General features: G+C 55.7%; 26 protein-coding genes and 1 tRNA gene. 12 read left to right on the top strand and 15 right to left on the bottom strand.

The annotated features are described in order from the left end of the window. Positions 1 to 70 precede the first annotated feature (70 nt). Positions 71 to 433 carry a hypothetical protein gene (locus tag AB1J88_RS03140; protein WP_430290165.1) on the top strand — a complete coding sequence of 121 codons (363 nt, stop codon included), beginning with the start codon at positions 71 to 73 and terminating at the stop codon, positions 431 to 433. A 156-nt stretch (positions 434 to 589) separates the two neighbouring features. On the opposite strand, the gene AB1J88_RS03135 is transcribed toward AB1J88_RS03140, so the two are convergent. Beyond that, positions 590 to 1,180 carry a DUF6338 family protein gene (locus AB1J88_RS03135; RefSeq protein ID WP_430292655.1) on the bottom strand — a complete coding sequence of 197 codons (591 nt, stop codon included), beginning with the start codon at positions 1,178 to 1,180 and terminating at the stop codon, positions 590 to 592. A gap of 84 nt (positions 1,181 to 1,264) precedes the next feature. Here AB1J88_RS03135 and AB1J88_RS03130 point away from each other — a divergent pair, with 84 nt between their 5' ends. Next, the gene (locus tag AB1J88_RS03130) at positions 1,265 to 1,777 is read left to right on the top strand and encodes an HNH endonuclease (protein WP_430290164.1); all 513 of its coding nucleotides are present in this window, start codon (positions 1,265 to 1,267) and stop codon (positions 1,775 to 1,777) included. 42 nt (positions 1,778 to 1,819) lie between these two features. Here the strand turns inward: AB1J88_RS03130 and AB1J88_RS03125 are convergent, their stop codons facing one another. Continuing rightward, complete coding sequence (locus AB1J88_RS03125; protein WP_430290163.1) at positions 1,820 to 2,050, bottom strand: hypothetical protein; 231 nt, start codon at positions 2,048 to 2,050, stop codon at positions 1,820 to 1,822. An 84-nt stretch (positions 2,051 to 2,134) separates the two neighbouring features. Here AB1J88_RS03125 and AB1J88_RS03120 point away from each other — a divergent pair, with 84 nt between their 5' ends. Continuing rightward, a complete protein-coding gene (locus AB1J88_RS03120) occupies positions 2,135 to 3,931 on the top strand; it encodes a DNA cytosine methyltransferase (RefSeq protein WP_430290162.1) in 1,797 nt (598 codons plus the stop codon). 35 nt (positions 3,932 to 3,966) lie between these two features. On the opposite strand, the gene AB1J88_RS03115 is transcribed toward AB1J88_RS03120, so the two are convergent. From AB1J88_RS03115 to AB1J88_RS03105, 3 genes are all read right to left on the bottom strand, one after another. Next, positions 3,967 to 4,140, bottom strand: a complete 174-nt coding sequence (locus tag AB1J88_RS03115; protein ID WP_430290161.1) for a hypothetical protein — start codon at positions 4,138 to 4,140, stop codon at positions 3,967 to 3,969. Between the two features lie 413 nt (positions 4,141 to 4,553). After that, on the bottom strand, positions 4,554 to 5,588 hold the full coding sequence (locus AB1J88_RS03110; protein WP_430290160.1) for a hypothetical protein: 1,035 nt from the start codon (positions 5,586 to 5,588) through the stop codon (positions 4,554 to 4,556). 486 nt (positions 5,589 to 6,074) lie between these two features. Beyond that, positions 6,075 to 6,356, bottom strand: a complete 282-nt coding sequence (locus tag AB1J88_RS03105; protein WP_430290159.1) for a hypothetical protein — start codon at positions 6,354 to 6,356, stop codon at positions 6,075 to 6,077. Positions 6,357 to 6,461: 105 nt separating this feature from the next. Between AB1J88_RS03105 and AB1J88_RS03100 the strand changes: the two genes are divergently transcribed. The 4 genes from AB1J88_RS03100 to AB1J88_RS03085 are packed head-to-tail and all read left to right on the top strand — an operon-like array spanning position 6,462 to position 8,164. Further along, the gene (locus tag AB1J88_RS03100) at positions 6,462 to 6,737 is read left to right on the top strand and encodes a hypothetical protein (RefSeq protein ID WP_103367561.1); all 276 of its coding nucleotides are present in this window, start codon (positions 6,462 to 6,464) and stop codon (positions 6,735 to 6,737) included. Further along, positions 6,734 to 7,459: a hypothetical protein gene (locus tag AB1J88_RS03095; RefSeq protein WP_430290158.1), complete on the top strand. Its 726-nt coding sequence runs from the start codon at positions 6,734 to 6,736 to the stop codon at positions 7,457 to 7,459. Before AB1J88_RS03100 ends, AB1J88_RS03095 begins: the two co-directional genes overlap by 4 nt. Before the next feature lie 49 nt (positions 7,460 to 7,508). Continuing rightward, positions 7,509 to 7,850 (top strand): hypothetical protein, encoded by a 342-nt coding sequence (locus AB1J88_RS03090; protein ID WP_430290157.1) that lies wholly within the window; start codon positions 7,509 to 7,511, stop codon positions 7,848 to 7,850. 5 nt (positions 7,851 to 7,855) lie between these two features. After that, the gene (locus AB1J88_RS03085; RefSeq protein ID WP_430290156.1) at positions 7,856 to 8,164 is read left to right on the top strand and encodes a hypothetical protein; all 309 of its coding nucleotides are present in this window, start codon (positions 7,856 to 7,858) and stop codon (positions 8,162 to 8,164) included. A gap of 7 nt (positions 8,165 to 8,171) precedes the next feature. On the opposite strand, the gene AB1J88_RS03080 is transcribed toward AB1J88_RS03085, so the two are convergent. Then, positions 8,172 to 8,366: a hypothetical protein gene (locus AB1J88_RS03080; protein ID WP_430290155.1), complete on the bottom strand. Its 195-nt coding sequence runs from the start codon at positions 8,364 to 8,366 to the stop codon at positions 8,172 to 8,174. Between the two features lie 93 nt (positions 8,367 to 8,459). On the opposite strand from AB1J88_RS03080, the gene AB1J88_RS03075 reads away from it, so the two are divergent. From AB1J88_RS03075 to AB1J88_RS03065, 3 genes are read left to right on the top strand one after another with little or no spacing between them, the layout of a single operon-like run. Continuing rightward, on the top strand, positions 8,460 to 8,789 hold the full coding sequence (locus tag AB1J88_RS03075; RefSeq protein WP_430290154.1) for a hypothetical protein: 330 nt from the start codon (positions 8,460 to 8,462) through the stop codon (positions 8,787 to 8,789). Between the two features lie 46 nt (positions 8,790 to 8,835). Beyond that, entirely contained in the window at positions 8,836 to 9,252 is a 417-nt protein-coding gene (locus AB1J88_RS03070; RefSeq protein WP_230679366.1) for a hypothetical protein, read from the top strand. Beyond that, positions 9,153 to 10,304 (top strand): tyrosine-type recombinase/integrase, encoded by a 1,152-nt coding sequence (locus AB1J88_RS03065; protein ID WP_430292654.1) that lies wholly within the window; start codon positions 9,153 to 9,155, stop codon positions 10,302 to 10,304. The genes AB1J88_RS03070 and AB1J88_RS03065 overlap by 100 nt, the downstream gene beginning before the upstream one ends. An 81-nt stretch (positions 10,305 to 10,385) precedes the next feature. Here AB1J88_RS03065 and AB1J88_RS03060 read toward each other — a convergent pair. From AB1J88_RS03060 to thrS, 9 genes are all read right to left on the bottom strand, one after another. Then, positions 10,386 to 10,462: transfer RNA gene (locus AB1J88_RS03060), tRNA-Pro, on the bottom strand. An 88-nt stretch (positions 10,463 to 10,550) separates the two neighbouring features. After that, positions 10,551 to 10,907, bottom strand: coding sequence for a MerR family transcriptional regulator (locus AB1J88_RS03055; protein ID WP_003179985.1), 357 nt, complete (start codon positions 10,905 to 10,907; stop codon positions 10,551 to 10,553). After that, on the bottom strand, positions 10,888 to 11,190 hold the full coding sequence (gene ihfA, locus AB1J88_RS03050; RefSeq protein ID WP_002553164.1) for an integration host factor subunit alpha: 303 nt from the start codon (positions 11,188 to 11,190) through the stop codon (positions 10,888 to 10,890). The genes AB1J88_RS03055 and ihfA overlap by 20 nt, the downstream gene beginning before the upstream one ends. A gap of 3 nt (positions 11,191 to 11,193) precedes the next feature. Beyond that, positions 11,194 to 13,572, bottom strand: a complete 2,379-nt coding sequence (gene pheT / locus AB1J88_RS03045; protein ID WP_430290153.1) for a phenylalanine--tRNA ligase subunit beta — start codon at positions 13,570 to 13,572, stop codon at positions 11,194 to 11,196. Positions 13,573 to 13,598: 26 nt separating this feature from the next. Next, entirely contained in the window at positions 13,599 to 14,615 is a 1,017-nt protein-coding gene (gene pheS / locus AB1J88_RS03040; RefSeq protein ID WP_003226365.1) for a phenylalanine--tRNA ligase subunit alpha, read from the bottom strand. A 109-nt stretch (positions 14,616 to 14,724) separates the two neighbouring features. Continuing rightward, positions 14,725 to 15,081: a 50S ribosomal protein L20 gene (gene rplT, locus AB1J88_RS03035; protein WP_002553161.1), complete on the bottom strand. Its 357-nt coding sequence runs from the start codon at positions 15,079 to 15,081 to the stop codon at positions 14,725 to 14,727. Between the two features lie 28 nt (positions 15,082 to 15,109). Beyond that, the gene (gene rpmI, locus AB1J88_RS03030) at positions 15,110 to 15,304 is read right to left on the bottom strand and encodes a 50S ribosomal protein L35 (RefSeq protein ID WP_002553160.1); all 195 of its coding nucleotides are present in this window, start codon (positions 15,302 to 15,304) and stop codon (positions 15,110 to 15,112) included. A 60-nt stretch (positions 15,305 to 15,364) separates the two neighbouring features. Beyond that, a complete protein-coding gene (gene infC / locus AB1J88_RS03025; protein ID WP_170929410.1) occupies positions 15,365 to 15,916 on the bottom strand; it encodes a translation initiation factor IF-3 in 552 nt (183 codons plus the stop codon). Continuing rightward, complete coding sequence (gene thrS / locus AB1J88_RS03020) at positions 15,916 to 17,838, bottom strand: threonine--tRNA ligase (protein ID WP_007961251.1); 1,923 nt, start codon at positions 17,836 to 17,838, stop codon at positions 15,916 to 15,918. Before thrS ends, infC begins: the two co-directional genes overlap by 1 nt. A 379-nt stretch (positions 17,839 to 18,217) precedes the next feature. Here thrS and AB1J88_RS03015 point away from each other — a divergent pair, with 379 nt between their 5' ends. Together AB1J88_RS03015 and AB1J88_RS03010 are read left to right on the top strand one after the other, a co-directional pair. Next, positions 18,218 to 18,517 (top strand): hypothetical protein, encoded by a 300-nt coding sequence (locus tag AB1J88_RS03015; RefSeq protein ID WP_041066136.1) that lies wholly within the window; start codon positions 18,218 to 18,220, stop codon positions 18,515 to 18,517. A gap of 292 nt (positions 18,518 to 18,809) precedes the next feature. Further along, positions 18,810 to 19,022 carry a cold-shock protein gene (locus AB1J88_RS03010; protein WP_003179963.1) on the top strand — a complete coding sequence of 71 codons (213 nt, stop codon included), beginning with the start codon at positions 18,810 to 18,812 and terminating at the stop codon, positions 19,020 to 19,022. Positions 19,023 to 19,064: the final 42 nt, after the last annotated feature.

Below are 19,064 nucleotides of genomic sequence, written 5' to 3'. Positions count from 1 at the left end.
AACCGGGCGGCCACGCGCCGCCGACAGACCTGGCTGGACTTGCCGGCCAGCGGAATTGAAGAGGTAGGCCATGGCCGAAGTACAAGAGCCGACGAAGGAAGCTATCAAGCAGAAGAAAAAGCGCGAGAAGGCAGCAGCAAAGGATGCTGCATTGGGCGTCGAGAAGTTTACTGTTGAGGTCGCCGGGGTGTTCAAGCCAGACCTCAAACGGGTCATGGCCGCCCATGGGTTCAACAACCAGCAGGAGGTGTATCAGAACCTGCTGCGGAACCTGATCGCGGCCGACTTCGAGACCCAGGCTTGGACGCTTAGGAGTGTCACGACACCATACGAGCTAAGCGAAAAGGTGTTGAGACAGCTGAGGGATGCTGGCCAGCAATATCTAGCAAAGCATCCCGGTGAGCCCGATGACGAGATTGTCGCCCCTGGGTAAATCACCTTTTTGGTGGAGGGGGTGCGGAAGGCGCTTTAGGCCTCTCAAGCCTTTCGTTGCTTGATTTTGGCCGATTCTTCTCGTCCTGCGTATGTACTCTGCGACCTACTCCTGGCGGCATTGGTTGCGGTGCTTTACTGGTCATGGCTCATTCCTTCACTCATTAGCAAACTCAACCCATTGTACCTTGGCCGAATCTATCACCACGAACTCGGCATCAAAAGGTCGTTCTGTTCCATCATCCTCTAGCCAACATGGATCCTGCATTACAAATTGACCGCTCGTAGGCTCCGATGGCCATTCCATAGGCCAGCCGTATAGGCGTCGCTCGTCGACAAGATGCAAAACGACAAGCCGCTCATAAGTCGCAAAAGCGCTATACCACTCAGTGGGATACGAGGTTTGCTTTGTAATATTTTTGTCTCGTAACCATTCATGGAGCTTGTCGTTCGTGGCCCAGTAGCAAGAAAGCAACCCTAGCAATACGGCGATCACAAATGACCACGATGCTTCAGCCTTAACGTCCCACAACCCCAAAATGTATCCCTTTGAGCCTATCCACAGTAATACGGCCTTTAAAACCAAAACTGCTCCATGAATTACAAAAGTAAATATCAGCGCCTGCACGATCTGCCCGAATGTATCAGGTCGTTTGAACGCAGTTAGAGAATAGAAAATCCATGCCGTAAGAAAGCCTGGAATCAGATACTGCAGCAGCGGTATCACTTCTTTTACTAATTCGTCCAAGACTGCAATTTCCTTTTTTCCATAACAGCCTTTCGTAATACCCCAACCCAAACCAAATTGCCACCAACCCATCGATGTGACGATATGCCTGAGATGTATTCAGAGCGGCGTACCCGGCTGCTCAGGGAAATGATTGCCTACGACCCGCTTACCGGAAACTTCACCTGGAAGGTTAACCACTGCCGCCGGCGCATTGGTGAGCCAGCGGGATCGAAGAAGCCCGATGGGTATGTTTATCTGAAGCTGCTCGGGAAGACTTATGGCGCTCACCGGGTGGCCTGGATGCTGGTCACCGGCTGCTGGCCAAATGGCGCTGTCGACCACCGAGACGGCGTTCGAAGCAATAACGCATGGGCAAACCTGAGAGTGGCAACGAGCGCGCAAAACAACGCAAACGTCCCGCCTCGTTGTTCGTCCGGCCTGAAAGGTGCCACTTACCACAAAGGCGACCGTTGCTGGAAAGCGCAGATCTACGCCAACGGCAAGAAGACCTATCTCGGATCATTTCCGACACCTGAACAAGCGCACGCCGCCTATGTTGCGGCGGCAGACAAATATCAGGGCGAGTTCGCACACCATCGATCTCGCGAATCATGAGAAAGGCGGGTTCACAATCGCGCCAGCGGGTGAGACTGGAGCCTATCCATTGCCTCTGTCGTACCAGTTGTTAGCTAGCTCAGCCGGAATTCGAAAAATCTTCGAAGGTTCAAGCTTCTTGCAGGCCTCGGGATATAGCTCAATCTCCTGACCGAAATAAGCCAGCCAATCACCATTTGCTTGCTCCTTCAGCTCAACCAAATGTATGTCGACCTCGACTTCAGTTAGGCCTGTAACGTCAGCAATCAACTTGTTAACAGGTTTCTTAGACATCTCGCCCTCCTTGACCCGGACTCTTTCCGGCTCATCAAGAAATAGACCAATCAACCCCACTACGCCAGCCGGCGAGGATCCCCTATGGAAATCGAATACGGCTCGGTTTGCTCCGGCATCGAGGCGGCAACGCTTGCATGGAAGCCGCTGGGCATGCGTGCTACCTGGTTCGCCGAGATCGAAGCGTTCCCCAGCGCGGTGCTGGCCCACCACTATCCGAACACGCCGAACCTCGGCGACATGACCAAACTCGGCGCCCAGGTGCTGGTCGGCAAGATCGCTGCGCCGGACATCCTCGTCGGCGGAACGCCGTGCCAGGCCTTCAGCGTGGCCGGGATGCGCGAAGGCCTCACCGACCCACGCGGCGCCCTCACCATCAAATACGTGGAGCTTGCAGATGCAGTTGACTATGTTCGAGCAGGCCAGCGAAAGCCGCCCTGCGTCATCGTCTGGGAAAACGTCCCCGGCGTCCTCAGCGACAAAGGGAACGCCTTCGGATGCTTTCTTGGCGCGCTTGCTGGGGAAGACTGCGAACTGCAGCCTTCAGGGAAGAAGTGGCCGGACGCTGGTTGTGTGTATGGACCCAAAAGAACAATCGCGTGGCGGATCCTGGACGCCCAATATTTCGGCCTGGCCCAACGACGCCGCCGTGTGTTCGTTGTCGCAAGTGCTCGAGACGGATTCGATCCCACCGAGGTACTTTTTGAGCGAGAAGGCGTGCGCCGGGATACTGCGCCGCGCCGAGGCGAGGGGCAAGACGTTACCGGATCAGCTCCTTTCGGCCCTGCGCTCCAGTGCGGATGTGGAAACGTCTTCCCCGAAGAACTCGGTCAATACGGCTGCATGAACTGCGAGGGTGATGAGGGCCCGGCGGTATCAATGTTCGGTGGGATTCCCGCGTTCGGCACTGGTAACTCGGCCGGCGCGATTGATCGGTCAGGCACCCTGACCCATCACGGCGGCCGGCAGGACTTCGAAAGCGAGACGTTCTTTGTCGCGCCGACGCTTGCCGGTGGCGGACGCAAGTCCGGAGGCTACTCGCTCGACGACATCCCGCTAACCGCGCCAGCACTGCGCGCCCAGGCCCAGAGTAGCCACCGCGACGATTCCGAGGCTTTCATCGTGGCCGGCACACTCAACGCCAACGGAAAGGCGGCGGGCAGCGCAACGCAGCAAGATGCAGAATCCGGGCTCTTGGTCGTACACGGCACGCAAGACCCTGATGTTCGTTTTGAACAGGCGCACACGTTGGGACGGAACAACGGGATGGAAAACGCCGTCCTTGCCTTTTCCTGCAAGGATCACGGCGCCGACGCTGGCGATATCGCGCCAACGCTTCGAGCCATGAATCACTCTGGAAGCCACGCGAATGCAGGCGGCCAGGTCGCAGTTGCCTTTCCTATTCAGAACGCCACTCGCGGCAAGGCACAGAATGGACTCGGAATCGGCGAGACGGCCGATCCCATGTATACGTTGGACAACGGCTCACAACATGCGGTCTGTATCACTGGTGACATCACACATACGCTGAAGGCCGACGGCTTCGACGGCAGCGAGGACGGTACAGGGCGCGGCCAGCCAATAGTTGCATGTCGAGAGGTCGCCCAGACGCTTACAAGCAATTACGGCAAGCAAGTCGACAACACTGACTCAGCCCTGGGCCCCAACGTTGTTTCGGGATCAAGTTCGGTTCGGCGCCTCATCCCGCGAGAGTGCGAACGCCTGCAGGGAATGATCGACGACTACACGCTCATCCCGTGGCGCGGCAAGCCTGCGAGCGAATGCCCGGACGGCCCTCGCTACAAGGCTATCGGCAACAGCAAGGCCGTGCCGTGCGTGCGCTGGATCGGACGCCGAATTCTTCGACAAATTGAGCGTTAATCGATGCCGGAATTCCGGCATCGAATGCAGCAGTCTTACATTCTGCGGTTACGGATCGCCTTTAGCCGCAATTCGCTTAGTTCAGAAGCCGTGAAACGACGGGTAGATAACCGATCTACCTCGACGCAGGTGGAGGTCTGCGTAAGCACCTCAACATACTCAATCACCACACCGCCGGATCCAATCAAATACATCAGTTTCTTGTTCATTAGTTCTTCCTCTTCAGAAAATAACGGAACATCGCTCGAGACATCTCGGCGACCTGTTTAAGTCTGCGCGGAAAAATCTTGGGGTTGTATACGGGCTGAAGAGCATTGAAATAGAGCTATTTGAGCTTTCCAGACAAGCTGAAGCCCCCGCGCAGCACGTAGCTGCAGAAACAATTTTGTATCCCCCAACCCTCCACCGCCCGGGCATGCCCCGGCATAGGACGCCCCATGCCCACAGAAAAAAACAGCCGAGCAAGCCCGTAGCGTGGCGATAGCCAGCGACCTTGATTCGACTACGTTAACCGCATTCGCTATCACTGTATGGAGCAGGGGTGCAAAACCACTGGACCGCCGATGCTGTCTTCATCGTGCAGGCGGAGCAGATGGCCTACGGCATCGATTCCGACTAGAGATCAAAGAAATATACTGACAACTTCACAGTCACTTAATGGTTCAACGAGATTAAAATTAAGTGTAGCAGCACTCACTCCTTCGCAATCCTTACGAATAATCATTGTATGCTTCTTTAAACTTATACCTTGATTAGCCAGCCACTTAAGTATCACTTCAGAACCTGGCTTTATTGAGAACTCACCCTCCCCACCCCGAGCCTTATTAGTCATATAATTTTCTACAGCTCCGCCAACCAAATCAGGAATACTGAGCAAATCTAAGAAACTGCTGTCTTTCTCCTTAAAAGGCACAGCACCGCCAACAAGCGCATATCTTTTTTGAGAATAATGCCCTAGAACGCGACAAAAAAATGACAACGCATCTTCAAATCGCTCTGTATTCGCAGCTATTGCGTCATTATCTGTCATCCAAAATATTTTTTGACCTTCTTTTGAAAGCAGAGTAATCAAAAATGATAAATAATGTGTAATCCTAAAAAGCTTTTCAGCAACCGCTGGCTTCAGATAAGACATACCAATTTTAGCCAATGCCTCTTCAAGGACTTTGGAACTATTCAATTTCCCATCAAAAAATAGTGAATCTATATCTTTTTCGACTACTACTGTGAGCACCAAACCATTTATTAGATTTTGCGCCGTCAACAAATACGGCTCTAGAAACCTAAACGAAGGTCCATGATCGAGGCGCTTAAAGGCAATCTCCTTAAACGGATCACTCAACCCATACTCACCCCTAAGTTCATTCATTTTTTTATTGAATAAATGCAATTGGCTGTATGCGACAACAAGAAAACTGTATGTATAAAATTTACTCGAAGAATGTTCTCCGCCGTAATCACTAAAAACTGCTATTGTCTCGTTCTTGTCTTGAATATTTGGAAGCAAAAGCTCTTTCCGCGCCTCACTACTTTGTAAGTGACGTTGAAACTCCTTGATAAACCAAGGAAACAGCTCAGTATCTGGCACGATATTCAAATTTGGGTTCCGCAACACGACTCTAGCTGCATACTTCGCTAATTTTTCACTTCTGCTCATAGTGGCATCCCTGACATTCGTTGTTAGCTTATTTTGTCACGATGTACACGGAAAGAACCATAACCAAATAATGCCGCTGAATTACCATCGCACCGTCACCGGCTGGAACAAACGCTAGGAGATCGTGAGCAGCCACTTCACTCTGCCGCTAAGGCGTTCATTCGACGCAAGCAGCACGGCTACAGCGAAATGCGCGTCTATGTCGAATCGCAGTACTACGCTTGGGAGTTCGAAGCCATCAAGGAAGCGATCCTCGACGGCACGCTGACCTACACGCCGAAGGTGGCGACGTGAAGCGCTTCATCCGCAGTAAGTTCGAAGCCTAGCTGATCCTGCTGGCCGCGAAGATCCTCGAAGGTCGGAACGTCCACCGCTCACCTGTCGTCTCCCGCCGCGATAACAACAGGATGTACGGCATGGCCGAAGAGCTCGAAGACATCGCCGAACGCATCAGTAACGAATACAAATAACTTTTCCCCTTCTAAGTCAGACGAAAATGAGGAGGAATTTAACGTTGAAGAAAATGATGATAAGCGCCGTCAACAGCCCAGGTGATCGCATGACACCCAGTAGTACGTAAAAAATGGGGTTAAATACTGTGCCGGTCATGAAAAGAAGCCAAGCGGGGAATCTTAAAGGCGCGGGGTCAAATAGCGCCCAGACAGTGAGCCCGAGCCAAACAGCCCAAAAAAAATACATCGTCACGCCATCTACCCGGAAAAACGCCCGCTTAAACGTGTGTCCGACTTTATCTGACTCGTTGAGCATCTGGGCCACCGCAATAACTGACTCTTATCGATAGTAGCCGTAGCTTCAAAAACCTCTACTCCCTCCCCCTTCAAAGTCAGCCGCTATAGCGGCAAGGACGAAGTCATGCCTGAAGAAAAACTCAAACTCCAGGTAGGCCGCACCTACCGGGCAAAGAAGCCAGCCAAGGCCGGTGACACCTGGAACCCATCGATCAACGACCGAACCATCACGTGGGTCGGTTCGTGTGAAGTTCAGTACGACGGCCCTTCGGTTGGGTTCGGCAAGCACTACCCGAAGGTGACCAAGGAGAAGTTTCTGGCTTGGGCCAGCCATGACGTAACTGATCAGCTTCCGCCAAACGAATACGCAAAATGGCCGCCAGCCAAGGAGTCCGCATGAGCAACGTCAAGGAACGGCCGATCCTGTTCTCGGCCCCGATGGTGCGCGCCATTCTGGATGGCAGGAAGACGGTCACGCGTAGGGCGGTGAATCCGCAGCCAGTGCTAACCGAAGGATCGGGCTTTTCGTGGAAAGGCCATCTGTTCGGTTGCGGATCTGACGATCGCGAGACCGCCCGCAACTTCTCCAAACATTGCTGCCCCTTCGGCAAGCCCGGCGACCGGCTGTACGTCCGTGAAACCTGCTTCATCAATGACTATCGCGAAGCCGGCGTGCCAGTGGACGAGCGGGCAAGTTGCGAAATTCACTACCGGGCCGACGGCATCCCGGACTTTGAAGGCGAAGAGGAACTGATTCGTTGGCGCCCGAGCATTCACATGCCGCGCTGGGCAAGCCGCATCCTGCTGGAGATCACCGACGTGCGTGTCGAGCGGTTGCAGGACATCAGCGAGGAACAGGCCCAAGCAGAAGGCTGCTTCTTCACCGATTACGGCAAAGCCTGCTTCCACAGCGGAAAAGGTGTCCGAGACGCCTCGAACTGCGAATTGCCGGAATCCACTCACCAGCAGCGCAATGGCTGGATGTGGGACAAAACGACCAATCACGAACAGTGCCTCGGTTCTGCACGCAATGCCTTCGGCAACCTGTGGCAAACGACTGGCGGCGACTGGGCAGCCAACCCGTGGGTCTGGGTCGTCGAGTTCAAGAGGGTTCAGCCATGATCTTCGCCCCGCTCTACATGGCCTACCTGATCTACAGGGGGCCGTGGCGATGAACGAACGTGAAATGTTGGAACTGGCTGCAAAAGCAGCTGGATACGATACATCTCATCCGATAAACGCCAATCGCTTGGAGATGGAGCCGCCTGTTGCCGCTCTTCTCGTTCGAAAGGATGGGGACGTCGTGACAACTGGTTGGGATCCACTCAACGACGATGGCCATGCTCTTCGCCTGGCTATGCAGCTCGGGATCTGCATCGTGTTTATGGAGGACTGCGATTCTGTTGGAGCTGAAAACTCTGCGCATGGCGTGATGATCATTGAGGCGATGGACAGTTACGGAACCCGTCGAGCAATCGTCCGGGCCGCAGCAGAAATCGGCAATCGGCAGTGAGCCGCATGGTCAGCGTCCGCACCGAGGAACTGACCGGCCCGGCGCTGGACTGGGCAATCAGCGCGATCGAGGGTGATCAGCAGCCTGGCACCGGTCAGCTGCAGCTCTTCGCCATGCCCGACGCCGAGCGCCTGATCACGAAGTACGGCGTCTGGTGCGAAGCCGGCCCTCGCGCCCCATGGCTGGCCGACGCGACAAATGCCCCGTTCAACCGCCAATCCGGCGAAACCAGAACCATCGCAGTGTTCCGCGCCGTGGTCTTCGCCAAGCGCGGCGCCGCGGTGGAAGTCCCCGCCGAACTTGTCCACCAGTGAGCCAGCCCTACAACAAACCCTGCTGCTCTGCTTCCATCAGCAGCTCTTTCGCGATTATTCGAGCAATGGTTTCAGGTGGAGACCCGCCAACCTGCGTGGATTTTGACAAGGTTGCAGCCCATACCGTGACCATCCGTTTATCTACGGAATACGAAGCTTTGTAGGTCTTCCCTTGGAACTCGACTTCCAGTGTTTCACGCATTGCTCACCCCAAAACTTTGGCATTGAAGCCATAACCGTAGACCTTTTTTCCAACTCAACAGCCTGCCGGTGTACGGCGGGCGAGGTGTTCCCCATGAAAAAAGAGCAATTGCCAGAAGTGGTGGCAGCAGTCGCGCGCGCCATTAAAGCCGGTAAAGCAGCGGCAGCAGCCGCTTCGGACGATGGCGGTAGCGCGAACCTCGACCGGGTTTATCTCCGCGTTGGCCTTCTCCGCGAGAAGACGCTCCACGATGCCGGCCTTCATGGCTGGATGCAGTCAGCCAGCACCTACCACGCCCGAGCCTTTCACCTCGGCGCTCCGTTTGATGGCCAGGGTAACCGGCGCTATGCCGGGGTGCAGGCCATGCACAAATCGCTGCAATCCGAAGGCGTCGATTGCGGCGTCTGGTACCAAATGGATTAACCCATCACCACCTTCTGCCGCTACGCGCGGCATGGAGCAATACCTCATGGCAAATCGAAGCGCGGCCCAGGTCGCGCCCATCCTCCCGCGCTTCATACGCGCCGGCGAGGCATACGGCTATCTCGGCATGTGCCGGGAAGAATTCAACAAAACAGTCCGGCCGAACGTTCGTGAATTCCCGATCGGGAAACAGGGTGTTGGCTTCGACCGAATCGAGCTTGATGAGTGGGCCGATCGCTACATCGAGACCATGGCAATTGAAAAGGCCGCGAATCAGGACAACAATCGCCCTCGCAGCGAGCGCCAGGGCAAGAAGAAAGGAGCAACGCCATGGCCCAAAAAGCAATCACCGGCCTCCAGCAAATGCCGAACGGCATCTGGAAGATCGACAAAAAGTACAGAGGAGAACGAATTCAAGAGAGTACTGGCACTTGTAACCGCGCCGAAGCAGAGCAGTACCTGATTCACAAGCTGGAGCAGTTGCGCCAGCAAAAGGTGTACGGCGTTCGGCGGGTCAGAACTTGGCGGGAGGCGGCGACTCGTTTCCTGCTCGAGGTGAAGGACCAGGCCTCAATCCACATCTCGGCCACATACATGGAGCAGCTCGACCCGTTCATTGGCGATATGCCGCTGACCCACATCGATGACGATGCCCTCGCGCCGTACATCCAGTCAAAGCTGAATCCAGCGGTAGGCAAGCCAGTAACGAACAGGACAGTGAATATCGCGCTTCAGCGGGTGATCAGGGTGTTGAACCTCTGCGCGCGAAAGTGGCGTGATGAGGAACGACGGCCACTGCTGGACGTGGTGCCGATGATTTCCCTGCTGGACGAGAAGACGAACAGCCGAAAGCCCTACCCGCTTTCATGGGAAGAGCAGTCGATCCTGTTCGCCGAACTCCCAGCGCACCTTCAGACCATGGCGATGTTCAAGGTCAATACGGGATGCCGGGAGCAGGAAGTTTGCAAGCTTCAGTGGAATTGGGAGATTGCGGTACCGGAGCTGGGAACGAGCGTGTTCCTGATACCGGCGGGATTTGGGGGAAGGAGCGCCAGGTCTGGCGTGAAGAACCGAGACGAGCGTCTGGTCGTGATGAATGACGTTGCCAAGTCAGTAATCGAGAAACAGCGCGGCAAGCATCCGCTCTACGTGTTCCCGTTTGGCAAGCCAGATGGTGATGGGAAGGAAACGACAATTCACCGCATGAACGACTCAGCCTGGAAGAAGGCGCGGATCCGAGCGGCGAAGAAGTGGCAGGAGAAATTCTTGCGGCCGGCACATGACGGCTTTGCCAGAATCCGAATTCACGACTTGAAGCACACCTTTGGGAGAAGGCTGCGTGCTGCAGGTGTGACTGAGGAGGATCGGAAAGCACTGCTCGGCCACAAGAATGGGAGCATCACCAGCCACTACTCAGCAGCGGAGTTGGATCAGCTCATTGCGGCGGCAAACAAGGTATCAGCAACCGACTCGCGCGCACCAGCGCTGACGATTCTGAAAAGGAGGGAAGCGTGAAGAAAAGGCCAAGGTCACTCGAAAAGTCACTATGGCAGAAACAACAAAGCCGCTCGAAAGCGGCTAAGTTATTGAATTTTATGGTCGGGACGGAGTGATTCGAACACTCGACCCCTAGCACCCCATGCTAGTGCGCTACCGGACTGCGCTACGCCCCGACTGGTTTGAAACCTGCTCTTCATCTCGAAGAGCGCTCAAGAATATAGCGCAAGCTTTTGAAAACTGGAAGTATTCAAACGCAGCTTTTTATTTCTTGAGCACCACCAGTACATCTTCAAGCTCAGCGATCATCTGGCGGATCATTTGCTTGTATTGAGTGGTGTCGTCTTTGGCTTCATCGCCGGACAAACGCAGGCGCGCGCCGCCGATGGTGAAACCCTGATCGTAAAGGAGCGCGCGGATCTGCCGGATCATCAGCACGTCCTGGCGCTGATAATACCGGCGATTTCCGCGGCGTTTGACGGGGTTGAGCTGAGGAAACTCCTGCTCCCAGTAGCGCAGCACGTGTGGTTTTACCGCACACAGCTCGCTGACTTCACCAATGGTGAAGTAGCGTTTGCCCGGGATGACGGGTAGTTCGTCGTTATGACTTGGTTCCAGCATAAGCCTCAACTCGGGCCTTCAACTTCTGCCCTGGACGAAAGGTGACCACACGGCGAGCCGTGATCGGGATTTCTTCCCCCGTTTTCGGGTTGCGGCCAGGCCGCTGGCGTTTGTCCCGAAGGTCGAAATTGCCGAAACCCGACAATTTGACCTGCTCGTTGTCTTCAAGAGCGTGCCTGATTTCCTCGAAAAACAGTTCGACCAATTCCTTGGCTTCCCGCTTGTTCAGGCCCAGCTCTTCATACAGACGTTCCGCCATCTCAGCTTTCGTCAAAGCCCCCATACGTCACTTCCTTAACGTGGCGTTCAACCTTTGTTCGAGCGAGGTGAGGATATTTTGCGTCGTCGAATTCACCTCATCGTCATTAAGAGTGCGCGATGGATGCTGCCAGGTCAAGCCAACTGCAAGGCTTTTTCTATCAGGATCAATGCCTTTACCCTGATACACGTCAAACAGCCTGAGATCCGTGAGCCATTCGCCTGCATTTTCACGGATTACGTCAAGTACAGCCGAGGCCGCGACGTCTTTGTGCGCGATCAGTGCAAGGTCACGACGCACTTCAGGAAAACGCGACAACTCGTGGAATTGCGGCATTTTTCCGGAAGCGACTTCAGCCAAAACCAGCTCGAAGACGAATACCGGACGATCCAGGCCCAAGGCTTTGGACAGTTCAGGGTGAATCGCACCGATGAAGCCGACTTCACGCCCATCACGTTCAATGCGCGCGGTTTGACCCGGGTGCAGCGCCGGATGTTTGCCCGGAGTGAAAGTGAAGGCGCCCAACGCACCGGCATAACCCAGCACCGCTTCGACGTCAGCTTTCACATCGAAGAAATCGACGGTGTCACGACCCTGTGCCCAACCTTCCGGCAGACGGCTGCCGCAAACAACACCCGAAAGCATCGGCTCTTGTTTCAGACCTTCCAGCTGACCGATGAAGCGCAGACCGCTTTCGAACAGACGCACACGATCCTGCTGACGGTTCAGGTTGTGCTGCAACGCCTTGACCAGGCCCGGCCACAGCGACGAGCGCATGGCAGCCATGTCATTGGAAATCGGGTTGGCCAGCAACAGCGGCTCAACGCCCGGGTTGAACAGTTCGAACTGCTTGGGATCGATGAAGCTGTAAGTGATCGCTTCCTGATAACCACGGGCAACCAGCAGACGACGCAGTTCAGGCAGTTCGCTGCGCGCTTCAGCTTTGGCTTGTGGCGCCAGACGCGCTTGCGGGTAACGAACCGGCAGACGGTTGTAGCCGTACAGACGCGCCAGCTCTTCGATCAGATCGACTTCCAGGCTGATGTCGAAGCGATGGCTTGGCACTTCTACGCGCCACTGCCCTGCTCCATCAGCGGAAATCTTCAGGCCCAGGGCGCTGAGCAGACGCTCGACCTGCACCGAATCCATTTCCATCCCCAGCATCTGGGTGATGCGCTGCGCGCGCAGGGTGATCGGCGCGATCGACGGCAGGTGCTGTTCGCTGACGGTCTCGATAATCGGGCCGGCTTCACCACCGGTAATTTCCAGCAGCAGGCCAGTGGCGCGCTCCATGGCTTCACGGGCCAGTTGCCAGTCCACGCCACGCTCGTAACGGTGCGAGGCGTCGGTGTGCAGGCCGTAGGAACGAGCCTTGCCCGCCACAGCGATCTGATCGAAGAAGGCACTTTCCAGGAAAACGTCGCGAGTGGTTGCGGACACACCGCTGTGCTCGCCACCCATTACGCCGGCAATCGCCAGAGCGCGGGTGTGGTCGGCAATCACCAGGGTATCGCTACGCAGGCTGACTTCCTGACCGTCGAGCAGCACCAGCTTCTCGCCGTCTTCCGCCATACGCACGCGGATGCCACCGTTGATTTCGGCGAGATCGAACGCGTGCAGCGGCTGACCCAGCTCGAGCATCACGTAATTGGTGATGTCGACGGCAGCGTCGATACTGCGCACTTCGGCGCGGCGCAGTCGTTCAACCATCCACAGCGGGGTCGGCTTGGACAGGTCAACGTTACGGATGACACGCCCCAGGTAACGCGGGCAAGCGGCAGGCGCCAGCACGTCTACCGGACGTACTTCGTCGTGCACAGCCGGAATCGCCATGACCACCGGACGGGTAACCGGAGCGGCGTACAGCGCGCCCACTTCACGGGCCAGACCGGCCAGCGACAGGCAGTCGCCACGGTTCGGGGTCAGGTCGACCTCGATGCTGGCGTCTTCCAGATCCAGATACACACGGAAATCTTCGCCCACCGGCGCATCGGCCGGCAGTTCCATCAGCCCGTCGTTGCCTTCACCAATCTGCAGCTCGGCTTGCGAACACAACATGCCGTTGGACTCGACGCCGCGCAGCTTGGCCTTCTTGATCTTGAAGTCGCCCGGCAGTTCGGCACCGATCATGGCGAACGGAATCTTCAGGCCCGGACGCACGTTTGGCGCACCGCACACGACCTGGAAGGTTTCCGCACCATTGCTGACCTGGCACACACGCAGCTTGTCGGCGTCAGGGTGTTGCTCAGTGCTCAGCACCTCGCCGACGACCACGCCGCTGAATACACCGGCGGCCGGGGTCACGCTATCGACCTCCAGACCCGCCATCGACAGACGAGCAACCAGCTCGTCGCGACTTACCTGCGGGCTAACCCAGCCACGCAGCCATTGTTCACTGAATTTCATCCTGCTCTCCTAAGAATTCGTTACGACTAGCGAAATTGCGCGAGGAACCGCAAGTCGTTGTCGAAGAACAGACGCAAGTCGTTCACGCCGTAACGGAGCATGGCCAGACGCTCGACGCCCATACCGAAAGCAAAACCGGAGAACTCTTCCGGATCGATGCCGGACATGCGCAGCACGTTCGGGTGGACCATGCCGCAGCCCATGACTTCCAGCCAGCCGGTCTGCTTGCAGACGCGGCAGCCTTTACCGCTGCACATCACGCATTCCATATCGACTTCAGCGGATGGCTCGGTGAACGGGAAGTAAGAAGGACGGAAACGTACGGCCAGCTCTTTCTCGAAGAACACCCGCAGGAATTCTTCGATGGTGCCTTTGAGATCGGCGAAATTGATATCGCGATCGACCAGCAGGCCTTCGACCTGGTGGAACATCGGCGAGTGGGTGATATCGGAGTCGCTGCGATACACACGGCCTGGGCAGACGATGCGGATCGGCGGCTGCTTGGACTCCATGGTGCGGACCTGTACCGGCGAGGTATGGGTGCGCAGCAACATGTTCGCATTGAAATAGAAGGTGTCATGCATCGAACGGGCCGGGTGGTGGCCTGGGATGTTGAGCGCTTCGAAGTTGTGATAGTCGTCTTCGACCTCAGGGCCTTCGGCGATGCCGTAGCCGATGCGGGTGAAGAACTGCTCGACTCGTTCCAGAGTCCGGGTCACCGGATGCAGACCACCGGAGGTCTGGCCACGGCCCGGCAACGTCACATCAATGGATTCGGCAGACAGTTTGGCAGCCAGTTCGGCTTCTTCAAACAGAGCCATGCGCGCATTGAGAACGCCTGTGACACGTTCCTTGGCAACGTTGATCAGGGCGCCGACTTGCGGACGCTCTTCTGCCGGCAAATTCCCCAGGGTCTTCATCACCTGAGTCAATTCACCTTTTTTGCCAAGGTATTGAACCCGGATTTGCTCCAGGGCATTGATATCTTCAGCGCTTTGCACAGCCTCTAGTGCTTGAGAGACCAGCGCATCCAGGTTTTCCATGTACAGACTCCAGATACAAAATAGGGGAAGAGCTTGAAGGCTCTTCCCCTATTTATGACGTTTAACACCTGACCCCACAGAGGTGGGGCCGGGTGACTGTCGGGGGTACTTAAGCCAAGGTGGCTTTAGCTTTCTCGACAATCGCAGCAAACGCCGCTTTTTCGTTCACTGCCAGATCAGCCAGAACCTTACGGTCGATCTCGATGGACGCTTTTTTCAGGCCAGCAATGAAACGGCTGTAGGACAGACCGTTAACACGAGCACCAGCGTTGATACGAGCGATCCACAGAGCGCGGAACTGACGTTTTTTCTGACGACGGTCACGGTAGGCGTATTGGCCTGCCTTGATTACCGCTTGCTTGGCAACACGGAATACGCGGGAGCGTGCGCCGTAGTAGCCTTTAGCAAGTTTCAGAATTTTTTTGTGACGCTTACGGGCAATGACGCCACGCTTTACACGAGCCATGAGTTACTTCCTCTATTCTTGACTAAAATTAACGAAGGCGCAGCATGCGCTCGACTTTTGCCACGTCAGACGGATGCAGCAAGCTGCTACCGCGCAGTTGACGCTTACGCTTGGTCGACATTTTGGTCAGGATGTGGCTCTTGAAAGCGTGCTTGTGCTTGATACCGTTAGCAGTTTTCAGAAACCGCTTAGCAGCACCACTTTTGGTTTTCATTTTTGGCATGTTCGGATACTCCGCATTCAGTTGATAAACATAATCAGAAGGCCTGCCGTGCCCTGTTGATTACTTCTTCTTTTTCGGGGCGATGACCATGATCAGCTGGCGTCCTTCCATCTTAGGATGCTGTTCGACCGAACCGTACTCGAGCAGGTCAGCTTCAACCCGCTTGAGGAGTTCCATCCCCAGCTCCTGGTGGGCCATCTCACGGCCGCGGAATCGCAAGGATACCTTGGCCCTGTCCCCGTCACTCAGGAAACGTACCAGGTTGCGCAGTTTTACCTGGTAATCCCCTTCCTCCGTCCCTGGACGAAACTTGATTTCTTTTACCTGAATCTGCTTCTGGTTTTTCTTCGCCGCTGCAATCTGCTTCTTCTTTTCGAAGATCGATTTGCCGTAGTCCATCACCCGGCAAACCGGTGGGACTGCGTCAGCAGAGATTTCTACCAGATCAAGCTTTGCTTCTTCAGCAATACGAAGCGCTTCATCAATCGAGACGATGCCAATCTGCTCGCCATCAGCGCCAATTAACCGAACCTCGCGTGCCGAGATATTCTCGTTGATCGGGGCTTTCGGTGCAGCTCGTTTATCTTGTCTCATTTCACGCTTAATAATAATTACTCCGAATCTGGGCGACCACGCCGGGAAACCGCTTGCGCGAGAAACTCAGCGAACTGGGCGACGGGCATCGAGCCCAGGTCAGCACCTTCACGAGTACGCACAGCGACAGTCTGCATCTCGACTTCCTTATCTCCGATAACCAAAAGATAGGGAACCTTGAGCAAAGTATGCTCGCGGATTTTAAAGCCGATCTTTTCATTTCTCAAGTCGGACTTGGCACGAAATCCGCTTTCGTTGAGAGTTTTTTCAACCTGAGCGACGAAATCTGCCTGTTTATCAGTGATATTCATGATCACTGCCTGGGTTGGCGCCAGCCACGCAGGGAATGCACCTTCGTAATGCTCGATCAAAATCCCGACGAAACGCTCGAACGAACCGAGGATCGCCCGGTGCAGCATCACTGGGTGTTTGCGGCTGTTGTCTTCGGAGACGTATTCGGCGCCGAGACGGACAGGCAGGTTGAAATCGAGCTGCAAGGTACCACACTGCCAGACGCGACCGAGGCAATCTTTCAGCGAGAACTCGATTTTCGGACCGTAGAACGCACCTTCACCCGGCTGCAGATCATACGGCAGACCCGCGGAATCAAGGGCTGCAGCCAGTGCTGCTTCGGCGCGATCCCACAGCTCGTCGGAACCCACGCGTTTTTCCGGACGAGTGGACAGTTTCATCTCGACATCGGTGAAGCCGAAGTCGCGGTAAACGTCCATGGTCAACTTGATGAACGCTGCGGATTCGGCCTGCATCTGCTCTTCAGTGCAGAAAATGTGGGCGTCGTCCTGAGTAAACGCACGCACCCGCATGATGCCGTGCAACGCACCCGACGGCTCGTTACGGTGGCAGGCACCGAACTCGGCCAGACGCATCGGCAGCTCGCGGTAGCTCTTCAGACCCTGGTTGAACACCTGCACGTGGCACGGACAGTTCATCGGTTTGATGGCGTAGTCGCGGCTTTCCGACTCGGTGGTGAACATGTTGTCGGCGTAGTTGGCCCAGTGCCCGGATTTCTCCCACAGGCTGCGGTCAACGACTTGCGGCGTCTTGATCTCGAGATAGCCGTTGTCACGCTGCACCTTGCGCATGTACTGCTCGAGCACTTGATACAGGGTCCAGCCGTTCGGGTGCCAGAACACCATGCCCGGTGCTTCTTCCTGGGTGTGGAACAGGCCCAGGCGCTTGCCGATCTTGCGGTGATCGCGCTTTTCCGCTTCTTCGATGCGCTGAATGTAAGCCGCCAGCTGCTTCTTGTCTGCCCAGGCAGTACCGTAAACGCGCTGCAGCTGCTCATTCTTGGCATCACCGCGCCAGTAGGCACCGGACAACTTGGTCAGCTTGAAAGATTTCAGGAAGCGAGTGTTCGGCACGTGCGGGCCGCGGCACATGTCGACGTATTCTTCGTGGTAGTACAGGCCCATGGCCTGCTCGTTCGGCATGTCTTCGACCAGACGCAGCTTGTAGTCTTCGCCGCGAGCCTTGAACACTTCGATCACTTCGGCGCGCGGAGTGACTTTCTTGATGACGTCGTAATCCTTGTCGATCAGCTGATGCATGCGCTGTTCGATGGCGGCCATGTCGTCCGGAGTAAAAGGACGCTCGAAGGCGATGTCGTAATAGAAGCCTTCGTCGATAACCGGGCCGATGACCATTTTCGCAGTCGGATACAGCTGCTTGACCGCATGGCCAACCAGGTGCGCGCAAGAGTGGCGAATGATCTCCAGCCCCTCTTCATCCTTTGGCGTGATGATTTGCAGCGTCGCGTCGCTGTCAATGATGTCGCAGGCGTCGACCAGCTTGCCGTTGACCTTGCCGGCCACGGTGGCCTTGGCCAGGCCGGCACCAATGGATGCGGCGACCTCGGCTACGGAAACCGGGTGATCGAATGAACGTTGACTGCCGTCGGGAAGAGTAATAGTTGGCATGGCGCCTCCTCTCCTAGTGGTGACCCCTACCAAAGGTCACGTGGGTTGGGATGAGCCAGTACAAGATCCGATCCAGGCCATTCAATGACGAACGCCTGCCTTACAGCGGCAGGAGCCTTGCGGCCAACCGGAAAACCGAACCAGAGTGACTGGGATTCAAATCAGGGTTTCGCACGCTGACCGCTTCGGGGCTGAAGGCCATCCGGAGCCTGAGAACGCTTGAGCCCGGCATGCTAGCACAGATGAGCGGTCATCGAGTCGAAGGATTTTCAGTGCTGAAGATTTGTGCATTTTTGCGGCGCAAAGTGAACTTGGGATATACGCTTTGCCTCAAATAAGCTGAGAATCGTCGCCGATATCAACCCAAGGAGTTTCCGACATGCGCCTTATCCGACTTTTTGCTTACGCGGCCCCGCTGGCCCTGCTACTGCCGCTGAGCGCCAACGCGGCCTGGCCTGCCGGTGTCAAAGCCCAGTACATGAACGACTGCACCGCCGCAGCCAGCAAGAGCGTCAATCCAGCCGAAGCCAATAAACACTGCGCCTGCGGTGCCGATGTGCTGGAAAAGAAATTCACCACACAAGAGATCGCGCAACTGATGGACAAGAACACCCCGCCAAGTGGTGAACTGGGTCAGCGCGCACTGAAAGAAATCTCGGTTTGCCGAGTGCAGAAATAAGCGCTGACGAATGTTTTTTCGGGCGTCCGGCAGACCAAAAACCGCCAAAAAGACCCCGAAATCGATAATTTACGCAGGTTTTATAGCTTTTTTTACACCCTCGTCTTTCGGCCACAAGCCACTGAAACCGGGGCTTGCAGACATTTCAGAGGTTGAAATCGATGCAATATGAAAGCAAACAGCACGTCCGGGGGGCTACCAAAGCGAACATTTCGACTATGATACCCGGGTGTGCCCAGTTGGCCTGAGCAGCACAGTACTACTGAAAATATATGTTTCTTGGAGATACACCATGTCTAATCGCCAAACCGGCACCGTTAAATGGTTCAACGATGAAAAAGGCTTCGGCTTCATCACTCCTCAAGGTGGCGGTGACGACCTGTTCGTACACTTCAAAGCTATCGAATCCGACGGTTTCAAAAGCCTGAAAGAAGGCCAGACCGTCTCTTTCGTGGCTGAGAAAGGCCAAAAGGGTATGCAAGCTGCACAAGTTCGCCCAGAGTAATTTCCCGGCGCACTAAAAAAACCCCGTCCATGTGACGGGGTT

The sequence above is a fragment of the Pseudomonas sp. S8 genome (genome assembly GCF_050473925.1).
GTDB classification, from domain to species: Bacteria; Pseudomonadota; Gammaproteobacteria; order Pseudomonadales; family Pseudomonadaceae; genus Aquipseudomonas; species Aquipseudomonas parakoreensis.
This window is presented reverse-complemented; position numbering and strand designations above follow the sequence as displayed.